Source organism: Halorubrum sp. FL23 (assembly GCF_052439115.2).
In the GTDB taxonomy this organism is placed as follows: Archaea; Halobacteriota; Halobacteria; order Halobacteriales; family Haloferacaceae; genus Halorubrum; species Halorubrum persicum.
On sequence record NZ_JBQVRO020000020.1, the window covers coordinates 1 to 18662 of the forward strand.

Sequence of the window (18662 nt, forward strand, 5' to 3'; positions counted from 1 at the left end):
GTGTCGTCCGGGACAACGATATGGTGTCACGCGCTCAGGCTGTGCCAGCTGTTTCGTCCTCGGGGTAAACACGTACTATGTTTCCATCCCATTGTAGGAAACCCTGTCGTTCCCGTAGAAATTGTCCGTTCCTGACTCCGGGGGAACAAAGTAATCACCGTTCCAGAACAATGCAGCCGCGTCCGGGGGACAGGTGTGATACCCTTCAAACACAATGTCATCCTCGTTAAGATCCCAGTTCGCGTGGATCCGATAGTCAGCAGGAATCCAAGAACCTTCACTGATACCTACCGAGAGCGAACTTGGTGAGTCGGCTGGTGCAGACCAGAAGTTATCCGTCGAAACCTCGTCGTCATTGAAAGCTGTCGGCGTTGCTGAGACCTCCTTCGTCTCAAGTGCCCCGCCGTGTTCCTCTGCGAGCTGTTCTGCTTGATCGTACTTCGCGTCTTCCATAAGCCCCTGGATCGCGGTTCCGGGATCAGTATCCGTGTCCGCACTGGCGAACCCGGTCAGCGAGAGGGAACTGGCAGTTGCGACACCGATACTTTTCAACGCGTTTCGCCGTGTTAGGTTCTCTGAAGAATTCTCTTTCATTTTCTCCGTATAAATCTAATATGGCCAACAACTTATAATTACTTGTGCATGGAATATTGAATACTTCCTAATATATCGATTTATAGTAGAGTACATGTATTATCTACTGTGTTTACTGGTGATATAACTAATGTTTATAGTAGTTATGGATCTCACAAAAATATTAGTCCGAATCGTACCGAAGTATTGTGGGCAGAGAGACACTCGTTTGGATGGGTTTTCGCTTATACCCGAACGTTTCCGCCGTCACCGCCGCTCTCTCCGCCGAAGTACCGCCACAGTAGATAGGTCAATAACCCTGTCGTGACAACGGATAAGGTGATGATCACCGACAGGAGTATCTGTGCCGTGATCAAGAAACTGCCGGCGAGAATAACTATCCCCGCAAGGGCAGCGATACCGATCATCTTGCCGAGATTGTCTATGCTCATCTTTTTTTACTACACAAACTACACATATATGTCTTCTGGCATCGATGATAAAAGAGACAGATCTGAGCGGAGCCGTCGGCCTCTTGAAATCATGAGAGTTCTGTCGCGACATATTGGTGCCAGCCGGGGTGATGATCAACTGGCCGTTACCATTCTGGACGTGCAGCCGTTCACCTCGTAGGTGACCTGCTGAAATTCGTCGACAATCTCTGCCTTAGGCTGAGTCTCAGGCGCTGGGATGTTGCGAACTTGGACTTCTTTGATGACGAAGTGAGCGGCAGAGTGGACGAATTCGTGGGGTTATCGGTACCGTACAGTCTCTGAATTTCAGATGCAAATGAAGTTGACATTGTCTTCTACTCTGAGAAAAGAGTTCAAGGAACCATCCTGATCGATACTCAAACAGTGGTTAAGTGGACGACATAACCGTTTGAGTCGGGCAAGTAGGACGTCGAGGAGATCTTCCTTCGTTGGTGGTAGCTAACGGATACAGTAACCGGTATTGTCGTATGTGTTGAGACCAATCTTTCTCAAGGAATTTACTGAGGAGAATATCACCACTATTTTTTGATTCATTCACTTTCTACCCGAACAGAAGGCACGCATCAAACACATCCTCCGAGATTGTGGATGTTGCGAAGATGGGTCTATGATGCACAGGTTTCGAGGCTAAGTCATCTGAAATAAGTGGCCGAGCAGGTCTCGAAGCGCGCTTCTGAAAGACCTATCGCGTAGCATTCACAAATCCGATAGAAAATCGCCGGGTAGGCCAGCGCCGCCGCTCACGATCGAGCAAGCTCAGAGGAGACGAGAAATTAGTCGGGTGGATCGAGGCCGTAGTTCTTCTTGGCAAATGTCAGGAACGAGTTCGAAGAGACTGCCGGCTGGTCGCCGACCTCACCGTGGAGTTCCAACTGCACGAGGATATCCACGAGTCGCCAGCAGTTATACAACACGCAGGCGAACGCGAAGTTGAAGTACCGGAACCGGTGGTCAGGTGATTGCGTCTCCGCGAGGAACGTCTTCAGCTTCTTGAACCCGTTCTCGATGCCCCAGCGCTGCTTGTACCGGACCATCAGCCGCCCGATCTGGTGCTTCATCTCCCACTCATCATCGGGATCGACATCTACCCACGGGAGATTTGTCTCAAAAGGTACCGTCGGCGCTTCGACACGCGCCGGCTCCTTGATCTCCTCTTCTTCGGCAACCTCGTCGAGGAGGTTGCTTAGCGGCGAGTCGCCGTCACGGTCCTCCGACAGCGGCGTGGTGTCACCGATATCTTCGAAGTCCTCGATGAGCTCCTGTCGGATTGTCACGTCCGTCCCGTCGTCGTCTTCCTCTTCACGTTCCCACTCGCGTTTCGGAAGGTAGACTGCCTTCCGTGTCGGCCTGTCGTCGAGGCGCTCTTGCTCGACGACGTCGAAGTCTTTGTCTTTGCTGGCAAGCTTGGCGATCTGGTGTTCATGGTCACTACTGGACCGCACAACGCCGGGATTGAGGTAGTAGACATCGTGCTCCTCGCAGACCTCTTTCACGCCGTCAGGCGCGAACTCACGGTCCATCATCACCAAATCGAGTCCGGGGACGATCTCGGTCGCTCCATCTAGGAGATCGTCCACGATATCCGCCCGCGTTCGACTTCGAACGACCGGAACAGCATCAAGGATCAGTGGGACATCGTGGCCGACAAGTTTGATAACCGCCCACTGGAAGAATGGCCCGTCGTCGCCTTTGTAACCGAGAATCCACGGTTCCTGATTCTGTCCGCTGCTGTCACGTTCAACATGTCCACTCCACGGGTTGCCCTTCGTGAAGTCGATAGCCGCCATCTGCTTGCGTCCCATCTTGTCTTTCGCTTTCGCCTGTTTAACGAGCGTCCGGCTAGTGTCCCGGAGCATCGTCCGGATACGTTCGACGCCAAGCGTCTTCGTCTGTAACCGGTGTGAATCACCCGACGGCGTTTCCGTCCGGGTAGAGTCGGTGGCAAAGGACTGTGCGCCGTCGTTCGGGTGCATATCACTCCGCATCCCGAAATATGACTGCTGTTCCCAGAATGCGCCTTCGGGAATACTTGCGTTCCCGCTGCGGTCAAGATGGAAGCAGTCCTCGACAATGGGTTTCGCACCCTTCCAAACCTCTCGGGCCTTCTCACGAGCGAGCGTATCCTTGCTTTTCGATCGCGTGACCGTGTCCATCGGCTGGTCGGGTAGAAACTCAGGTTCGGGCGCAGGAATGTCGTGGTATCGAGCGATGTCTACGACGACTTCGGCAGCATCTCGAACCGCACCACGAACGTCTTTGAGACGGTCTTCCCACGCCCGCCAGAGTGTGGACTGATGGGGGATTCCATCGAAGCCGAGCTGCGTGGTAAGAAACGGCTTCTGTTTGAGGTATTTCCAGAGAGTCGTTTCACTCTTCCAGCCTTTCACGCAGCGGAGCACGTGCGCTCGGAAGACAGCTTCCCAAGGTTTCGGGTCGCCCTGTTCGTGGTCGAAAGTATCGTAGAATCGGAGGTAGCAGGCTGGGACTTCGGCGACAATATCTTCTAGCGTGACTGACCGATCGTGTCGGACCTGTTGCTCGCGTGGGTAGGTTGTAAGAACGCCGTCAACCATTTCGCGGAATGTCATATCGAAGGACCGTGCTTCGACAAGATCGCCAGTATTCGTGGTGTAAAGTCCGTCTACGTCGTAATCTTTCGGTGTAGATTCATAGCCCGCGCTGTCGAGATGCCTCCGTGGACCGAGGCGCTCCCACCGTGACCCGGTTGGGGCCTGTGCCGCGGTTCTTGTCACGTAGAGACATATTTGTTTGCCAACTATATAAAGAATCCATCAGCGGAGTGGAAGTGGTCACTGCTCTCGTTCAGTATAGTGTATTCATACGTCAATGTCGAAACTGACAGCAACAGACCCGTCTCCGATCAAGCCCCAGAAAATGAATCGATACCGACCCGAAACGAGATCAGGACACACTTCAAGGGGGATTGTATCATTACTTGCGGAGATGATTCCCTCTTCAGTCAATTCGAGCTCCCATGTGAAGCCACCATTGACAAGTTCATCAGTATAGCCGATCTTACTGTCGTCTACTACTCCCCGCACATCGCGCCACCCGTTCTCGGTATATATCTCGAAATTAAATGAGTCGCTGGTACCTCGTTCGTTGGCATGTAAGCTGATCTCAGCCGTTTCCCCATAATTGAACGAGAGTCCATCTACACGGAGTGACTCTTCGTCTGTATCGCCCCACCTGAGATTGTCTGAATCATACGGCTTAAGATGTCTATTGAACTCGCTGCTTTCACAGACGAACTCATTAGGAGCGTCGGTAGGGTTCCCTTCGGGACGAATATTTCCACTTTCATTTCCACTTTGAATTCCGAGACACCCGGATAAACCGGCAATCCCTGTAGATCCGAGTAAGAATGAGCGTCGTTTCACTAATTCAGGATACAGTGGTTGAGAATAAGTGTTTTCGGGAGAAATAAAATTCCAAAACGGACAGGTACTCTGTGACCGGATTCAATACGCAGCTCTCACCGACCGGCTGTTTCAGGCAAAAATATATCTGAAGACTAGGATTTCAACAGAGCCACTTCTCCAGCACGTTGTTCTGCTGTGTCTCAAAGTTCGGAAGAACACGACCTATCGTGGGGTACTTGACGAACTGATCGAGATGCCACGTATCCGCCGAACTCCTGGATTAGTCGAACTTCCGACGAGTGGAGTTGTTGGCGTTGATGCGTCAAGATTTGACCGCAGTCACGCTTCGAAACACTCCACGAAGATTATCTATTTACCAAGATTGAGTGTGCGACTATTAAATTATCAGTTCGTAAAGTTCGAAAAGTCCGACAATGATTAGAAACACGATGACGAGTAGAATTATGATTTTTACATCTGTTTTATAAGAGTCTATGATCCCTACAATAAATTCTTTTAACCAACTCATATTGGCAAGACAGTCCGATTTATTATTAAAGTTTTGGACATTCGTGTTCTATTCGATAACTGTACTCTTCAGCGACCGGCTGTTTCAGACAAAGAAGTATCCGAAGATTAAGATTTCAACCGAGCAGATAGCACCTTTCTACCCAACAATGAATGCCGAAACGGCACTGATTATTCGCAAAATAATCAAGTATCAATATTGAATATAAAATTGATAATACGGTCAAATACAGTCGGATCCCAAGCTTCGTCGCTATCGCTGTTTTCAAACGGCCAACCAGTTGACCACGGCGGCGATTGATTTACACATGCCCTCAGTGGATAACCACCCAATAGCCGTGAAAATAAGGCACGCATCAAACACATCCTCCGAGATTGTGGCCCACGGCCACTCAACCCCCCTTTTGTTCCCGTGGGACAGCCACGCCTTCGGGCAAATTCCAGTGTTAATTATCACTTCCACACCGGTCTGGCTACGCTTATGTCTCCGGAATCCGTTGTTTCATTCGGATGTCTATTGAACACACCACATCCCAAAACGAAGCGGAGGCGGGCGAATAATGGCAGTTCGGAAGTCCAAGATTCCCGACACATGGGCCAAGCGAGAGACAGCCGCAAACCAGAACTCGAAGACTGCCCGAGAGAGGATCGAACGAGACCTGAATCGTGATCGGTCAGCTCTCGTTCAACACACCGACATCAACGCGTTCACAATCTACACCCAAGGGTCGTACAAGAACTACACCAACACGAGAGGGTCGAGCGATCTCGATCTGATCGTACAACTCAGATCTCCGTGGAGGCGGGACCTCAGTGATCTCACTGATGAAGAGCAGGAGCGGTACCACGATGATAACTCCCCGGCAGATTACGGGTACGACGATGGCTTTCGTGATAGTGTTGTACAGGCCCTGCGACAATTCTATCGCGAAAACCTGCTGAAGGACCCCATCGATAACTCCGGGAAGGCGATCGAAATCTCGGGTCCTCATAATCCGCTTCCCATCGACGTAGACGTGGTCGCCGCTCAGGAGTACCGCATCTATCACACCTATCCCGAGGATGGAGATCCCGAATACACAGAGGGAATGATGTTCAAGCCCCTCATGAGTGACGAGTGGTGGGTCAACTTTCCGAAAGTACACTACGAGAACGGGAACGCGAAACACGACAACTTCCGCGAGACTGTGCGGATGTTCAAAAACGCGCGGGGCCACTACAACGATAATCATTTGTTCACCCTCGACACGCCCTCCTACTACATCGAGTGCCTGATCTACAATGTACCCGACCACGTCCTGAAAACGTCCGATCTCACCGACCGGTTCGATGACGTGCTCTCGTGGTTTGAACGGGACAGTACAGACCTCACTGGCTTCGATCAGGTATCAGAGATGGAGGATCTGTTCGGGGACGAGAACACGCAATGGAACACTGACGGCGCTGAGAAGTACATCGAGAAGATGCGGACGATGTTCGACGACCTCTAATGCGCGGGACCCACGGGTTCTCGACCGATCAACCACGACGCCGCCGTATCACCCTCTTTGCGTTCGGTGCAGCAGGTGTCCTAATAGCCGACAATCTCGGTTCATCAGTTGCTTCACTCACGGGATACGGTATCTTCGGCAACGTGACGATTTCGTTCGTACTAGCGTCGACAGCCGTGTATCTCGTCGTTTCGAGGGGACTGTGGAACGTTTGGCCTATTTCGAAGGCAATCGGTTCACCACCAGATCTTAGCGGCGAGTGGACCGGCCACCTCTACACAGACACGGACGAGTACGACGACGAAGACGTGGTTGCCGTCAACGACCTCGGATACGATCTCGTGAAGATGGAGGCGACTCTGCGAATCAGGCAGTCGTGGGACCGGATTCTCGTTGAGTTTGACGGCCCGAACTCGACTTCAAAAAGCACGGGTGCGACCATCCTATTCGACCACGAGCCACCCACGCTAACCTACAACTACGACAATAGGGGTGATGACTTCCATGACGAGGTTGACCAGCACGCGGGGACGACCACGATTGAGTATGACCCTGAATCTGAAACACTCGAAGGGACGTACTACACGGGGCCAAACCGAGAGAATCAGGGCCGTCTTGAGGTAGAACGTACCTCCTGACGACTAAACAAAGTCACCGACCCGAACCACTTCCACTTTCACCGTCCGTCTATGGCTCACCCCTTTTTACACGACTCTCCATCTACGTGACCATGCGAACCTCTCGACGACCGACCGCCGATCTTCCGGAACTCGCCCCGAGTGTCACACTCGTCGACGTTGACGACGACCTCGGGGTAACGCCGGTCCAAGCGCTGCTCCTCGATCACATCCTCGGCGGTGTCGGCCCGGCGTTCTGGGTCGACGGCGCGAACCGAGCGAACACGACGCGCCTCCTTGAACTGGCCCCGGCCGACCGCGTCCTTGACCAGGTCGAGGTAGCCCGCAGGTTCACAACTCACCAGCACACGTCACTTCTTGGGCGCACTCGCCGGTTGTCTCGACGCCTGGAAGTCCCCATCGGTCGTCGTCGCGACCGGTCTTGACGGAATGTACCGTGCCGTCGACGTTGACGACAAGATGGCCGAACAGGGCTTCATTCGCGCGGAAAGATAATTCCGAAACGCATAGACGACTGGTTCGGAAAATGACATCCGTTACGTATGCCCTCCACCCACGACGAATCTGCCATTCTGGCGACCGATCTCCGGAAGAGCTACGGCTCAGAAGTCGCTCTCGACAGTCTCACGCTCGACATCCCGCACGGGACCGTCTACGGCTTTCTCGGCCCGAACGGTGCGGGGAAGACGACGACGATGCGGCTCCTTACCGGTCTCAGCGATCCGGACAGCGGATCGGTACGCGTCTGTGGCATCGACCCGAGCGACCGGCGTGCGATCGCGGGTCGGATCGGCTATCTCCCTGAGACGCCGCCGCTGTACGACGAGTTTAGCGCCCGCGAGCAGCTCGAATACGTCGCTGATCTTCGCGACATTTCGCGGTCCGTTGCCTGCGAGCGCATCGGCGAGTACCTCGACCAATTCGGGTTAGCCGGTGACGCGGACAGGCGGATCGACGGCTATTCGAAGGGAATGAAACAGAAGACCGCGTTCATACAGAGCGTCCTGCACGAACCGGATGTCCTGTATTTAGACGAACCGACATCGGGGCTTGACCCCCGAGCGGCGCGCACGATCCGGGAATCGATCACCGCGTTCGCCGACGCTGGAACCACGGTCTTCCTCTCAACACACATTCTTCCGGTGGTCGAAGCCGTCGCTGACGAGGTCGGAGTGTTGTTTGACGGTAGACTTGTCACCGAGGGGACGCCCACCGAAGTACAGGCCCGTGCGGAGACTGGCGAGAGTGGATCCTTGGAAGACGCGTTCCTCGCCGTCACGAGCGAACCCGAAACGGGCGCGGCCTCTCAGAGAAAATGAGCCTCCGACAGGACGTTCGCCACGGGCTCCGAATCGGGCGGGCGGAGTTCGTCCGAAGCCTCCGTGGGTACCTCGGAAACCCCCGTCGAGTCCTTGGACTCCTGATCACGGCGCTGTTCTTCGGCGGCGCGCTCCTGTTCGCGCTGCCGACGGCGTATGTGCTCGGGCAAACCGCGCGCTCCGTGACAGCGGTCCCGTTCTTCGCGCCCGCTGCGACGCTCGTTCCTCTGGGTCTCCTGTCGATATCGGTGTTTCGGACCCTCGAACGACTCGGACACATCGACGGTGCGGATTTCGTCCTGCTGGCGGTTCACCCGCGAGCAGTCGTTATCGGGCTCATCACAGCAGAGATGGGACGGCTCTCCCTGTGGTTCGGTATCCCAGTCGGAGCAGTGGTTGTCACGTTCGCACTCGGAATGGGCTCGCCGCTGCTCGTCGCTTCGGCCGGGGCGGTCGCGCTGCCACTCGTCTGCTGTGCCGCCGTCTGGGGGTACGCCGGAGGAATTGCTGTGCTGCGACTCCTGCGGCAACTCCCCAGCCTTCGCCGTCTCCTGAAAGCGGTCGGTATCCTCGCGATGGTCGGGCTCGTCGTCGCGTCGCAGTTCGTCGGGCAATTCATCGTCGAATCCGACCTCTCAGTACAGCGGCTGTTGTCGACAGTAGCGTTCGATCCCCTCGTGGAATACGTTGCGCTCGCGTTCGTCGGAACACCGGTCTCCAGACCGACCTCCCTAGGGGCGGTAGCGGTGCTCGCGGCGTTAATCGCTCTCACACCGGTCGGTCTCGCCGTCTCGACCAGGCAGGTTTCTACGCTCTGGTTTACCGATCCGGTCGGCAACAACGAGTCGACGCAGGTGCGGCGATCGAGCGGCGGATTCTCTGCCCCACGACCGTTCGCATGGACTAAACCCGGTCGTATCGCGTGGGGGATTCTCGTGCGCGGTCGCCGTGACCCGGCGGAATTGAGTCACCTTCTGATCGCCGTCTTTTTTATCGCACCGTTCGCGACGATGTTTCTCGAGTTTTCGGGCGACGCCCTCGGACCCCTCATCACTGGGGGCGGCGTCGTTCTCGCGACTTACCTCTCAGGCGCTACCTTCGGGTTGAACCCGCTCGGTGACGAGCGGCCGCAACTACCGCTCCTCCTTCTCACCGAGACATCATCCGCGGCTCTCGTCCGTGGACGGCTCCTCGCCGGCGTTGCGATTGGAGTGCCGGTCGCTGTTCTCAGCTCGTTCGTCTCGATCCTTTTGGGGATAACGGTGCTTCAGGCGGTGGCAACTGCCGCCGTCGGAGTTGTGATGTGTCTCGCTGCGGCGATGTTCGCGGTCGGCATCGGCTCGGCGTACCCAATCTACGAGGAGCGCGAGTTCTGGGGGACGGAAACGGTCGTCCCGTCGACGCTCGTCATGATGGTGTACCTGTTTGTCGTGGGTGGCGGAACGGCTCTCGGGCTGTTCGTGACGTGGTTCGCAGTCACCGGAAACGTCGTGTTGACGCCCGTATTTGGCGTGCTCTTCGGTACGTATCTGCTGTTGACGAGCGGCGTTTCGTATGGTTCCTACCGCTATGCGCTCCGGCGGCACCGACGCTATACGCTGGCGTGATCACGCCGGTCGTTTCAGACGGGCCGTCCGCCGAGCACATGTTCGCTGTCAAGCCGATCGGCGACACACCGGTGGAACATCGCCCTTGTGAGCCCTGCGAGGGGAACTGTTCGGCGTTCCCAATTGGGGCGCGCTCGGTGTGATTCTTCAGGTAACACGCGAAGGACCGATACCGGTCACTCGATATCGTATCCCCACTCTCGAAGCACGTCAGCGACTTCATCTAGATGGTCCATTCCGACGAGATATGCCGCCTCTCGGGCATCAGTGAGTTCGACATCATCCCCAAGTCGTTCCTCAAGCGCAGGCCGGAGCTCCCGACGTTCCCTCTTTACCGTGTGTTCCGTATAGTGGATCGTCTTGTGGTCCCGATCGTCTTTCACTCCATCGCGACGGTGGATCCACGGCAGCCGGGAAGATTCGTCAGCAGGATGGTCAGGGATGCCTGGTAGCGTCGTCGACGCCGGATCAGGTTCTGGCGCTGTTGATTGCTCATCGAACGGATCGCCAGCATCTGTGTCCGTATCCTCGACATCGTCGACAGGCTCTTCGTCGACATCGTCATCCTCGGCGAACGGATCATCGCCGCTCCCGGACTTCATGCCGTTCGGCATTAGGCACTCACCTCCTCAAGATGGCTGGCGAGTTCGTGTAACTGCTCGAGCGTCTCCATTTCATGATCGCGTTTCCGAGATCGATACTCATTGACGTACGCGAATGCTGTCGTCTGCTTGTCCCAACAGCCTTCGAATAGCGACGATCGCTCACCAATTGCGACTGGCGCGTCGTACCCCAGCTCGCGAATACGCGTCAGGTACCGTTGTTGGTCCGTCGTCCGGCCAACACCGTTCGGTACAACTGCGAGCACACCCACGGTGACACCCACCGTCTCTTCGAAGCCCTGAACGACATCTTGGAGCCCCTCTATCGATTGCATTCCTTTCCCTGTCGGTTCCAGCGGGATCACCAACGAACGGGTTGCGCCAATGGCGTTGTAGAGATGGGGGCCAGCAGTTGCCGGCGGATCAACGACGATCGTATCGTACTCCTCGGGGATGCCCGCGTTGAGAAGTACCTGTCGCAGCTGATCGTGGCGCTCGAACTCTTCATCGAGGTCTTCTGCCATTGAGGCAGCGCGAGCAAGGAGATCAGCGAGGTTTTCTAACATATTGTGGCTTGGAACGAGATCGAATCCAAATGGCGTCTCAAGGATGAGGTCTTCAAATGCCCCCTTTGGCCGGTCGATGAGGTGGCGCGCAATGTTGTCTGCGTTACTATCATCACGTGGAGCGTCAACACCGAGTAAATACGTTAACGAGCCGTTTTGTGGGTCAAGATCGATTACAAGAACATCGCGATCGTGCTGGCCGTGCGCGTCGGCGAGATTCGACGCAAGCGTCGTCTTTCCGACGCCGCCAGCTTCGCTGTATGTCGTGTACGTGAGCATGTCTCACCTGTTAGACCCATTCGTCATAAATTTGCGTCAGACAAATCAGTTAGTATGGTTAGTTGTGCTATACAGTACAACTAGCAAGTACAATTAGTCAGTACAATTAGTAAGACAGATAAGAAAGCACAATAAGAATAACTAGTAAGAGACACTCAGATCTCCTTGTCGCTCGGCATCCCACAACTATCGCAGTCCCTGCTACTTACTCTGACATCGAACAGAGACGAACCAGTGGCCTCAATTATCCGGGTTAACGCTTTGTAGGCGCTAAGTCCCCTTCCTCAACGAGCGACTGGAGGGCGCGAGTGGGAGGGTAGCAGTGCTGGAAGCCCGTCGCACCTGTGCGCCCGCTGTAACTGGCGGGCTCGCGACGTACTGGACGCGTGACCTCCAGAAACATCTCGTCGCGACGCCGGCGAAGTGATCCAAATACCCTTTACGGTTTTGCTGTAAACTGTAATTAAGAACGGTCCGTGTCACGCACTTCAAATCGTGCTAACGGCGACATTGTCCGCGACTTCCTCTCAGTCGCGTACCTCCTCGAGGAGCCGCAGCTGGCCCAGCTGTATGCGTACCTTGCTCGGGAGGGCGAGGCGACCGTCCAGGACGTGATGGACGATCTCGAACTGGCCCAGGGGACCGCCTACAGCTACGTCAACCGGCTCGTCGACGCCGGCGTCGTCGACGTCACCGACGACGGGCAGCCCCGTCGGTACGCCGCCCGCCCGATCGACCTGACCGTGACGACGGCTGCTGGTGACCGTGAGTACACGTTCACGCCGGCGCTCATCGACGCTGTCGGCCGTCGTGAGACGAACGCCGACATCGATACCTACATCGACCGCCACGGCGTCGCCGGGCTCGCGACGGCGCTCACCTACGCTGTTGCTCGTGAGCGCGGCGAGGTGACCCACCGGCTGATGGCTGAGGACCTGGACATCTCGCCGTTGGCCGCGGAGATGATTCTGCAGTCGCTGCGGCCCGTCGTCCACGAGCACTACGACATCGAGGAGGGTGGGGCATCTCTGGATGAGGTGAACGTCGGCGACGGCGACACAGTCGACGACGCGTGAGCCGGCTCCACATCGCCGACACCGGCCTGTTCGTCGCGATGGGACAACCGTCGAACAGTCGGTATCAGGCCATTCGGCGGTTCGCTCGCCAGAACGACGTCACCTTCGGCCTCCCCGAACGAGTGTACGAGGAGCTGACCATCGACAACCCCGACGTCGAGGGGCCGCTCATCGACGCCGCGATCGACAAGGTATAACGGGCACTCCAGCAGGCACTCGGGTAATGGATAAGCCGAATCCTGCCGTGCCCTGAAAGCGGGGGGTTGTGCCCCATATCTGGATTCACAAACTTTCTTGTTGAAGCCGGAGAGCTTCAACCAAAATGGCAGTTGCGAGAGTGCTTCGATCGCTACACATCTATGATATCCTCGCGAATTTGTTGCCTGGTTCAATGCTTCTGGTAGTCATTATGGCTACTGTGCGTGTCGAAGAATATCTCGGTAGCCTATCTTCCGGAGTTCTTGTAGCTGCATTCCTTGTTGTCGGATTTATTGCTGGCCACATTATCCAGGCATTTGCTAGTAGACTAAATGGAAAACCACGTCTTTTCGGCCTTCTCGTCGCGGATATGCGGGGAATCGACCCATACGACCCAGACGGAACTTTTGAATTCTTGCCCTCTAGGTTGCGGAGTTGGCTTGGATTCGAGCGCTGTACATTGTCTGATCTTCACGTGACCGAAGTCGAGCAAGAGTTCTGGCCGTTAGCCAGGGAGCAGTTCGATTTGGCCAATGAGTTTGGGCACCATGGTCGATTGATGCAACTGGTTCTAAGCTACCTTGAGAGTGGACCTGCGACTCGGGCCCTTCGCTTTCAATCAATCCACACCTTCCACCGGAGTATGTGGGGAATGTGGTTTGTGTCACTCATTTTTGTCGCTGGAGTCTGGATTGGTAGTTTCTGGTCACTCGTCCCAGTCAGGTCAACAGCGATACTCGGCCTGATTTTTATGCTCTCCTTAGTAGGAGTCTGGACTTTTGGAAAACGCAAAGAGAAGTTCAACAGGAAGGTCGTCGAGTATGCGATTATTGACTTTTACACTCAGCAGAAGTCTCAGTAGTACGAATCTTCCTCTCACGATTGCCCAAAAGGAGTCAAGCAAACGGATACTTCCAGTTAGTCAGGCAGATCGAAGATTCCGTCTGGTTCTTCTAAGTCAAGCGTTAGCTCTCCTTCTTTGGTAACTGTAACCTTGATACGGCCATGTTGGCGGGTCGAGTAGATTTCGGTATCGTCACTCAGTATGCGATTGTAGTCTGGTTGTGCATCGTGTTCGTCTTTCTTCCCCACGCTAATGATTACGTAGTCGGGATCCATCCTCTGGACGGCCTCGGGATAGAATCCATTGTCTCGCCCGTGGTGAGCTGCTTTCAAAACCCGGACGTCCTCTAACTCATCACCTGCGTACTCTAACAGTCGTTCCCAAGCATCTTCTTCCTCAAGGTCTCCTGGCAAGAGAATCCCTCCCGCGACTGTATTGGCTTTCAATACATAACTCAGGTCGTTATACTCCTCGTTAGATCTGTTCGCGTTCTCCTTGTTCTTCCGGATTACGTACGCAGATGATGGATGCAGGATGTCTATGTCGTCTTCTTTCCAAGTCGAGGTCTTGATTCCCTTAGTCGGGTTGATGTAATGGTGATTCGTTTCGTTGTGGCGGATTTTCTCGTAGCGTTTCCAATCTCCGGGGTCGAATCTTTCAGGCCAGTCGTTTTGGTCTACACTCAGCGTCTTCTCGTGAAACGTATCCCAGAACTCCGTAATTTCGACCCTATCATCAAGTTTCTCTAATCCGGATAGATGGTCCATGTCTGGGTGAGTTAGGATGAACCTCCAGATACCGACACCACCATCATTTACGTTCTCTCGATAGTATTCGACAGGGGGATTCAGGTATTCATGCGCATACTCTTCCTCCGATTCTGGGCTACTGGAGCTTATTAGATTTCTCAGGAAGTACCCGAGCCCTGCAACATCTGGGTCTTGTCGGTCTTTCCAGTCATTGATGTCCACCATGGAAACCCGGCCTTGAGGGTGATCCCCATCTCCAGGGTGGTGAAGAATCGTACAGTCACCATGGTCAACGTTCAAGAAATGAGCCTCGAATTTCGAGCGTCTTCCAATCATTCATACGACCGTCTTCACTAATGATACAAGTAATTTCACCAGTTTTTCAACGGGCAGTGTGTCGTAGAGCTCTCAACAATCTCTAGATGAATCCAAAACGGGACTAGGTTCGCAAGCACATCGTACAGCTGTAGAGACGAAAGAGGCCGACCAAATGCGATCTTATTCACTGGGTAAATCAAAAATCCCGTCGGGATATTCTAAGGACCGAATCAATGTGCCACGCTTGGTGATGGTGAATTTCACTCGACCGTGTTGTCTCGTCGAAATCACCTTTGCGTCGTCCCTACATACGTCCGTATAGTCACTATGTGCGTCTGTCGAGGGTTTCTTTCCTACACTCAGAACGACGTGCTCGGGATCCATCGCCTCTACTGCTTCCTGATGAAAACCGTCTTCTCTACCGTGATGAGCTGCTTTGAGGACTCTAACATCATCGAGTTGCTCTTCATGCTCTTCAAGAATACGGTCCCATGTATCCTGTTCAGCGTCCCCTGGAAGAAGAACGCTGCCGGCCCTAGTTTCTAGAAGGAGAACCAAACTGATATCGTTGAATTCCGGTTTCTCAGTATCAGCATTCTCCTCATTAATTTCTTGAACGAATTCTGGGGTTGGATGAAGAATTTCGATATTGTCTTGTTCCCAGAAATCACCCTGATCTCCCTCCGTAGGCTGGATATGGAAATGACTTGTTTCGTCATTTCGGATCTCCGTATATGCCTCCCAATCTTCGGGCTCGAAGCCCGGGCCCCACTCGTCTCCTTCGTCCATTTCCTTGTTGTGGTCAGTATCCCAAAGCCCCGATATTCCGACTTCCTCTCTTAGCCGATTAAGGCCAGACAAATGATCCATATCTGGGTGAGTAGAAATAAATCGCCAGATAGAGTCATGTCTATCTTCGACATTGTCTTGGTAATAATCGACCGGATCATTCAGATACTCTTCATCATACTCCTCCTCAGATATCTGGCTCTTGAACATCCCTGTGCCGCCGTCGTAGTTGCTCTTTAGGAACTGGCTCAGGCCAGCAACTACACTTTCGTCATCTGGTTTTCTATCTTTCCAGTCGTTGATATCGACAAACGAGATTCGCCCCCTTTCCTTGTGCTCGTCCCCAGGATGGCGAATCACGGTACAATCGCCGTGGTCTACATTCAGAAAGTGTAGCTCAAGACGACTATTTGGTTTCACGATACCAACTATTAACGGACCGATAAAAAACGGTGCCGCAAGGTGGTGAAAGTGGAGCAGACATCCTCAAGACGTTATTGAATACTGTCGGACATGGGCTGAGCGGTAACCAATTCGACACCTCGGTGCTCAGATTACACCTCCAAGTGCGAGGATGCCAATCAGTAGTAGAACTGCCGTAACTACTACCCCACCAGCAGTGAGGAGCTTATTCTCCATCACCTTCTCGTGGATCGGCATCGCGGCGTACTCCTCGCGGAATGCCTCGAGATTATCTTCGTCGTAGAAGAACTTCGTCTTCAGCGCGAACCGTTCCGTTACCGCACAGCCTGTACAAATCGGTTCGCCTTCCAGTCGTTCCGTTTTGGTGTGTCTGTCGCAGGCGATCGCTCCACAGTTCGGACAGTACGCGTACGGCTCGTCGACGCCGCTGGTCTCACAGTGGACACAGCGGTGGATACCGTCCTCGGTGGTAACTCGAGAGGGGCCTGCCGCGTAGTACTCGTAGGGGTAGGTGTACTCCTGGATGTCGGTGGTGTGCCGAACTTCGGGGAGGTACACTGGTTCGATGGACTGCACGGAGATGTCCGAGCGGTTCGGCTCGCAGGTTTTGTTGTACGTGACGTTGTTGTCGCCGGTGTAAGTGACCGTCGTCTTGTGGTGCTGCTGGAGGCGCTCGACGGCCCAGTCCTTGTACTCCGTTTGCGTCTGGCCGAACCGGCGCTCCTCGACGTCGTCGAACACCTCTCCGAACTGCTCGGCGTCGAGGTCGACTGTCGCGTGGAGGTTCTCGGTGACCAACGTCGCGACATCTTCGTCGACGACCTGTGGGTGGCCACGTTCAGCGTGAACTACGAACTGCGTCCGATCGTTGATCCGGTGGATGACGCCGACAGACGTCTCGAAGACAGCGTTCGTGTCCGCGGTAACCGCAACCACCGGTCGGAACGTCACCGCCGAATGGGGTGTCAGGACGTCAGCGGCCTCGATGTTCTCGATATCTCGGAACGCTTCCTGGACGGGCGCGTCGACGTCAGCTGCCGGGTCGTACGGACGGAGGGTCTCGTCGCAGAGAATCTCGATGCGACCGTTGTAGAGGTCAAGGCCGATTTCGTCGGCTATCTCTCGGAGATCTTCGCCGTCAAGCAGCTCGATGGGATACGGATCGGCGTTTTGTTGGAGACGGTCGGCGTACTCCTGGGCGGGACTCGTGAACCGGCCCGTCGTAACGACCATCCCTCGCTTCGGGCCATCGAAGTCGAACGTCGCGATCGCCGAGTGGAGTTTCTGGACGACCGGCCGCCCGACCGTCCCCGTGTGTTTACACTCGACGACAATTGCGCGCCGCGTGCCGTCGACGACCTCCTCCATGATGACATCTCGCCCCTCGTCAGCTGTCTTCTCAGCCTGCCGGACGTTCTCGTAGCCGAGGTTGCGGAAGACATCCTCTATGACGTCCTCGAACTCGAATCCCGAGAGTTCGTCTAGAACAGCCATTCGGGAGATACGGGTACTATTTTTCGATGCCCCAATTCGTTTGCGTCGACTACTGTTATGGACTCAGTCATGACTCGGAATTCTGACGAGGTACTGCCGCGTCATGGTCGCTCTCAAATCCGATGTCATCCGATGTTTCCGGGAAAATCACGGCGAAGTAAGGATCGTATTCCTGCCCAACCGCGAGCGCAGGCTTCAGCGCCAGGATAACACTGATCGCTTCCCCAGTTGGGATACCAAGAGGATCAGCGGCCATTCGCTGGGTGATCTTTCCAGCATAATGGAGTCCGGCCTGTCGGACAGCAGCAGCGAGTTTGCCAACGCCGTGTCGCTCAACGAAGTATGAGACATCGTCGTCGACTTCCTGGAATGCAACGGCGTGGAGGATCGTCGGCGTCACGACAATGCCGTCAGTGGTGATTCGAACCGGATCTGCGGTCACTTCCACCGGTCGATCTCCCGCAAGCGAGACGATCCCGAGCGCCTCAAGCGTCTCTACGTGGTCGTAGATCGTGGTCTTCGGGATATCCAGTGCCGCCTTGATCTCTGGGCGGGTGACCGGCCCGTAATAGCAGGTGTACACACAGACACGCGCCAGTTCTGGATGATCCAATAACCGGCTGACAGTTATGAGATTGTTGATCCCGGTTTCGAGATCAGGTGGGGGTGTCTCCGTGGCGGGGTGAGGGGTCATACTCGCAAGTTCGAAATTCTTGAACTTTAAATCTCGTCTGAGAAATGTGCCAGCTAGTGGGTCTTGAGTATCCTCCGGAAACCCGATTTGTATAGAGACGCCCGGCTCTGTTGAAATCCTCTTCTTCAGATAGGTTCTTGCCTGAAACAACGGGTCGCTAAAGAGTGCGTATTGACCGACTACTCGTTCACTACTCGCTTTTTATAAACAAGATATGCTAACGGACTCATGAGAAGATAAACAAGAGCGGTCATTCCCAAGAACAGCTCGCTAGAGTCTATTGCTAAACTATAGAATAAACCGAATCCAACAAGAACGTATGCTGCTGCGAGTGTCCAAATTATCTTATTCATACATGATGTGTGGTAGCTGATGAGATAATGATTGGGGGGCCTTTGTTCTATACTGAGCCATTGGGGTGAAAAACTATCAGCTGCTGAGGATTTCAACAGAGCCAGACGCCCCTAAGTGAAGCGTGACACCGCTGTGGAGTCGGATGACGTGAGTCCCTCACTCCTACCGAATCATGTAGCATCCCTCTATCTTACTCTTTTCTTATCGTTCGGAATATTCCCGAATTGGTGGACGTAACCGGGTT

At 54.5% G+C, this 18662-nt stretch carries 17 protein-coding genes and 3 pseudogenes; 9 read left to right on the top strand and 11 right to left on the bottom strand.

All coding sequences use genetic code 11. The features are described from left to right. Window positions 1–75: 75 nt before the first annotated feature. From ACT4MF_RS16620 to ACT4MF_RS16635, 4 genes are all read right to left on the bottom strand, one after another. Window positions 76–594 (bottom strand): hypothetical protein, encoded by a 519-nt coding sequence (locus tag ACT4MF_RS16620; protein ID WP_444683766.1) that lies wholly within the window; start codon window positions 592–594, stop codon window positions 76–78. 224 nt (window positions 595–818) lie between these two features. After that, window positions 819–1025: a hypothetical protein gene (locus ACT4MF_RS16625; RefSeq protein ID WP_444683767.1), complete on the bottom strand. Its 207-nt coding sequence runs from the start codon at window positions 1023–1025 to the stop codon at window positions 819–821. A gap of 815 nt (window positions 1026–1840) precedes the next feature. Further along, window positions 1841–3655: a transposase gene (locus tag ACT4MF_RS16630; RefSeq protein WP_256419330.1), complete on the bottom strand. Its 1815-nt coding sequence runs from the start codon at window positions 3653–3655 to the stop codon at window positions 1841–1843. A gap of 249 nt (window positions 3656–3904) precedes the next feature. Continuing rightward, window positions 3905–4468 carry a hypothetical protein gene (locus ACT4MF_RS16635; protein WP_256419331.1) on the bottom strand — a complete coding sequence of 188 codons (564 nt, stop codon included), beginning with the start codon at window positions 4466–4468 and terminating at the stop codon, window positions 3905–3907. A gap of 154 nt (window positions 4469–4622) precedes the next feature. On the opposite strand from ACT4MF_RS16635, the pseudogene ACT4MF_RS16640 reads away from it, so the two are divergent. From ACT4MF_RS16640 to ACT4MF_RS16650, 3 genes and pseudogenes are all read left to right on the top strand, one after another. Continuing rightward, window positions 4623–4850 (top strand): annotated as a pseudogene (locus ACT4MF_RS16640) (IS5/IS1182 family transposase); the annotation flags it as partial. Window positions 4851–5538: 688 nt separating this feature from the next. Then, a complete protein-coding gene (locus tag ACT4MF_RS16645; protein WP_444683154.1) occupies window positions 5539–6468 on the top strand; it encodes a nucleotidyltransferase-like protein in 930 nt (309 codons plus the stop codon). Next, a complete protein-coding gene (locus ACT4MF_RS16650) occupies window positions 6468–7106 on the top strand; it encodes a Cap15 family cyclic dinucleotide receptor domain-containing protein (RefSeq protein WP_444683153.1) in 639 nt (212 codons plus the stop codon). Before ACT4MF_RS16645 ends, ACT4MF_RS16650 begins: the two co-directional genes overlap by 1 nt. A gap of 56 nt (window positions 7107–7162) precedes the next feature. On the opposite strand, the gene ACT4MF_RS16655 is transcribed toward ACT4MF_RS16650, so the two are convergent. Then, on the bottom strand, window positions 7163–7447 hold the full coding sequence (locus ACT4MF_RS16655; protein WP_444683152.1) for a hypothetical protein: 285 nt from the start codon (window positions 7445–7447) through the stop codon (window positions 7163–7165). Window positions 7448–7648: 201 nt separating this feature from the next. Between ACT4MF_RS16655 and ACT4MF_RS16660 the strand changes: the two genes are divergently transcribed. Both ACT4MF_RS16660 and ACT4MF_RS16665 read left to right on the top strand, forming a co-directional pair. Beyond that, entirely contained in the window at window positions 7649–8425 is a 777-nt protein-coding gene (locus ACT4MF_RS16660; protein ID WP_444683151.1) for an ABC transporter ATP-binding protein, read from the top strand. After that, window positions 8422–10032, top strand: coding sequence for a hypothetical protein (locus ACT4MF_RS16665; protein ID WP_444683150.1), 1611 nt, complete (start codon window positions 8422–8424; stop codon window positions 10030–10032). Before ACT4MF_RS16660 ends, ACT4MF_RS16665 begins: the two co-directional genes overlap by 4 nt. A 176-nt stretch (window positions 10033–10208) precedes the next feature. On the opposite strand, the gene ACT4MF_RS16670 is transcribed toward ACT4MF_RS16665, so the two are convergent. Next, window positions 10209–10646: a DUF7970 domain-containing protein gene (locus tag ACT4MF_RS16670; protein WP_444683149.1), complete on the bottom strand. Its 438-nt coding sequence runs from the start codon at window positions 10644–10646 to the stop codon at window positions 10209–10211. Beyond that, the gene (locus tag ACT4MF_RS16675; RefSeq protein WP_444683148.1) at window positions 10646–11479 is read right to left on the bottom strand and encodes a ParA family protein; all 834 of its coding nucleotides are present in this window, start codon (window positions 11477–11479) and stop codon (window positions 10646–10648) included. The genes ACT4MF_RS16670 and ACT4MF_RS16675 overlap by 1 nt, the downstream gene beginning before the upstream one ends. Before the next feature lie 333 nt (window positions 11480–11812). Between ACT4MF_RS16675 and ACT4MF_RS16680 the strand changes: the two are divergent. From ACT4MF_RS16680 to ACT4MF_RS16695, 4 genes and pseudogenes are all read left to right on the top strand, one after another. After that, window positions 11813–11906, top strand: a pseudogene (locus tag ACT4MF_RS16680) (DUF7558 family protein); the annotation flags it as partial. A gap of 49 nt (window positions 11907–11955) precedes the next feature. Beyond that, on the top strand, window positions 11956–12555 hold the full coding sequence (locus tag ACT4MF_RS16685; protein WP_444683147.1) for a DUF7437 domain-containing protein: 600 nt from the start codon (window positions 11956–11958) through the stop codon (window positions 12553–12555). Continuing rightward, window positions 12552–12746: pseudogene (locus ACT4MF_RS16690) on the top strand (PIN domain-containing protein); the annotation flags it as partial. The gene ACT4MF_RS16685 and the pseudogene ACT4MF_RS16690, both read left to right, overlap by 4 nt. Before the next feature lie 131 nt (window positions 12747–12877). Continuing rightward, window positions 12878–13615 carry a hypothetical protein gene (locus tag ACT4MF_RS16695; protein ID WP_444683146.1) on the top strand — a complete coding sequence of 246 codons (738 nt, stop codon included), beginning with the start codon at window positions 12878–12880 and terminating at the stop codon, window positions 13613–13615. Window positions 13616–13671: 56 nt separating this feature from the next. On the opposite strand, the gene ACT4MF_RS16700 is transcribed toward ACT4MF_RS16695, so the two are convergent. The 4 genes from ACT4MF_RS16700 to ACT4MF_RS16715 all read right to left on the bottom strand — a co-directional run bounded on the left by ACT4MF_RS16700 (window position 13672) and on the right by ACT4MF_RS16715 (window position 18064). After that, on the bottom strand, window positions 13672–14571 hold the full coding sequence (locus tag ACT4MF_RS16700) for a ComEC/Rec2 family competence protein (protein WP_444683145.1): 900 nt from the start codon (window positions 14569–14571) through the stop codon (window positions 13672–13674). 273 nt (window positions 14572–14844) lie between these two features. Further along, window positions 14845–15873, bottom strand: a complete 1029-nt coding sequence (locus tag ACT4MF_RS16705; protein ID WP_444683144.1) for a ComEC/Rec2 family competence protein — start codon at window positions 15871–15873, stop codon at window positions 14845–14847. Window positions 15874–16002: 129 nt separating this feature from the next. Next, the gene (locus ACT4MF_RS16710) at window positions 16003–17370 is read right to left on the bottom strand and encodes a restriction endonuclease (protein WP_444683143.1); all 1368 of its coding nucleotides are present in this window, start codon (window positions 17368–17370) and stop codon (window positions 16003–16005) included. Between the two features lie 67 nt (window positions 17371–17437). Next, window positions 17438–18064, bottom strand: a complete 627-nt coding sequence (locus ACT4MF_RS16715) for a winged helix-turn-helix domain-containing protein (protein ID WP_444683142.1) — start codon at window positions 18062–18064, stop codon at window positions 17438–17440. Window positions 18065–18662 lie beyond the last annotated feature (598 nt).

Bases quoted from the DNA above. Each gene is read 5' to 3' on its own strand.
- ACT4MF_RS16620 (WP_444683766.1), bottom strand. From the start codon at position 594: ATGAAAGAGAATTCTTCAGAGAACCTAACACGGCGAAACGCGTTGAAA.
- ACT4MF_RS16625 (WP_444683767.1), bottom strand. From the start codon at position 1,025: ATGAGCATAGACAATCTCGGCAAGATGATCGGTATCGCTGCCCTTGCG.
- ACT4MF_RS16630 (WP_256419330.1), bottom strand. From the start codon at position 3,655: ATGACATTCCGCGAAATGGTTGACGGCGTTCTTACAACCTACCCACGC.
- ACT4MF_RS16645 (WP_444683154.1), top strand. From the start codon at position 5,539: ATGGCAGTTCGGAAGTCCAAGATTCCCGACACATGGGCCAAGCGAGAG.
- ACT4MF_RS16650 (WP_444683153.1), top strand. From the start codon at position 6,468: ATGCGCGGGACCCACGGGTTCTCGACCGATCAACCACGACGCCGCCGT.
- ACT4MF_RS16660 (WP_444683151.1), top strand. From the start codon at position 7,649: ATGCCCTCCACCCACGACGAATCTGCCATTCTGGCGACCGATCTCCGG.
- ACT4MF_RS16665 (WP_444683150.1), top strand. From the start codon at position 8,422: ATGAGCCTCCGACAGGACGTTCGCCACGGGCTCCGAATCGGGCGGGCG.
- ACT4MF_RS16670 (WP_444683149.1), bottom strand. From the start codon at position 10,646: ATGCCGAACGGCATGAAGTCCGGGAGCGGCGATGATCCGTTCGCCGAG.
- ACT4MF_RS16675 (WP_444683148.1), bottom strand. From the start codon at position 11,479: ATGCTCACGTACACGACATACAGCGAAGCTGGCGGCGTCGGAAAGACG.
- ACT4MF_RS16695 (WP_444683146.1), top strand. From the start codon at position 12,878: ATGGCAGTTGCGAGAGTGCTTCGATCGCTACACATCTATGATATCCTC.
- ACT4MF_RS16700 (WP_444683145.1), bottom strand. From the start codon at position 14,571: ATGGTGGACATCAATGACTGGAAAGACCGACAAGACCCAGATGTTGCA.
- ACT4MF_RS16710 (WP_444683143.1), bottom strand. From the start codon at position 17,370: ATGGCTGTTCTAGACGAACTCTCGGGATTCGAGTTCGAGGACGTCATA.
- ACT4MF_RS16715 (WP_444683142.1), bottom strand. From the start codon at position 18,064: ATGACCCCTCACCCCGCCACGGAGACACCCCCACCTGATCTCGAAACC.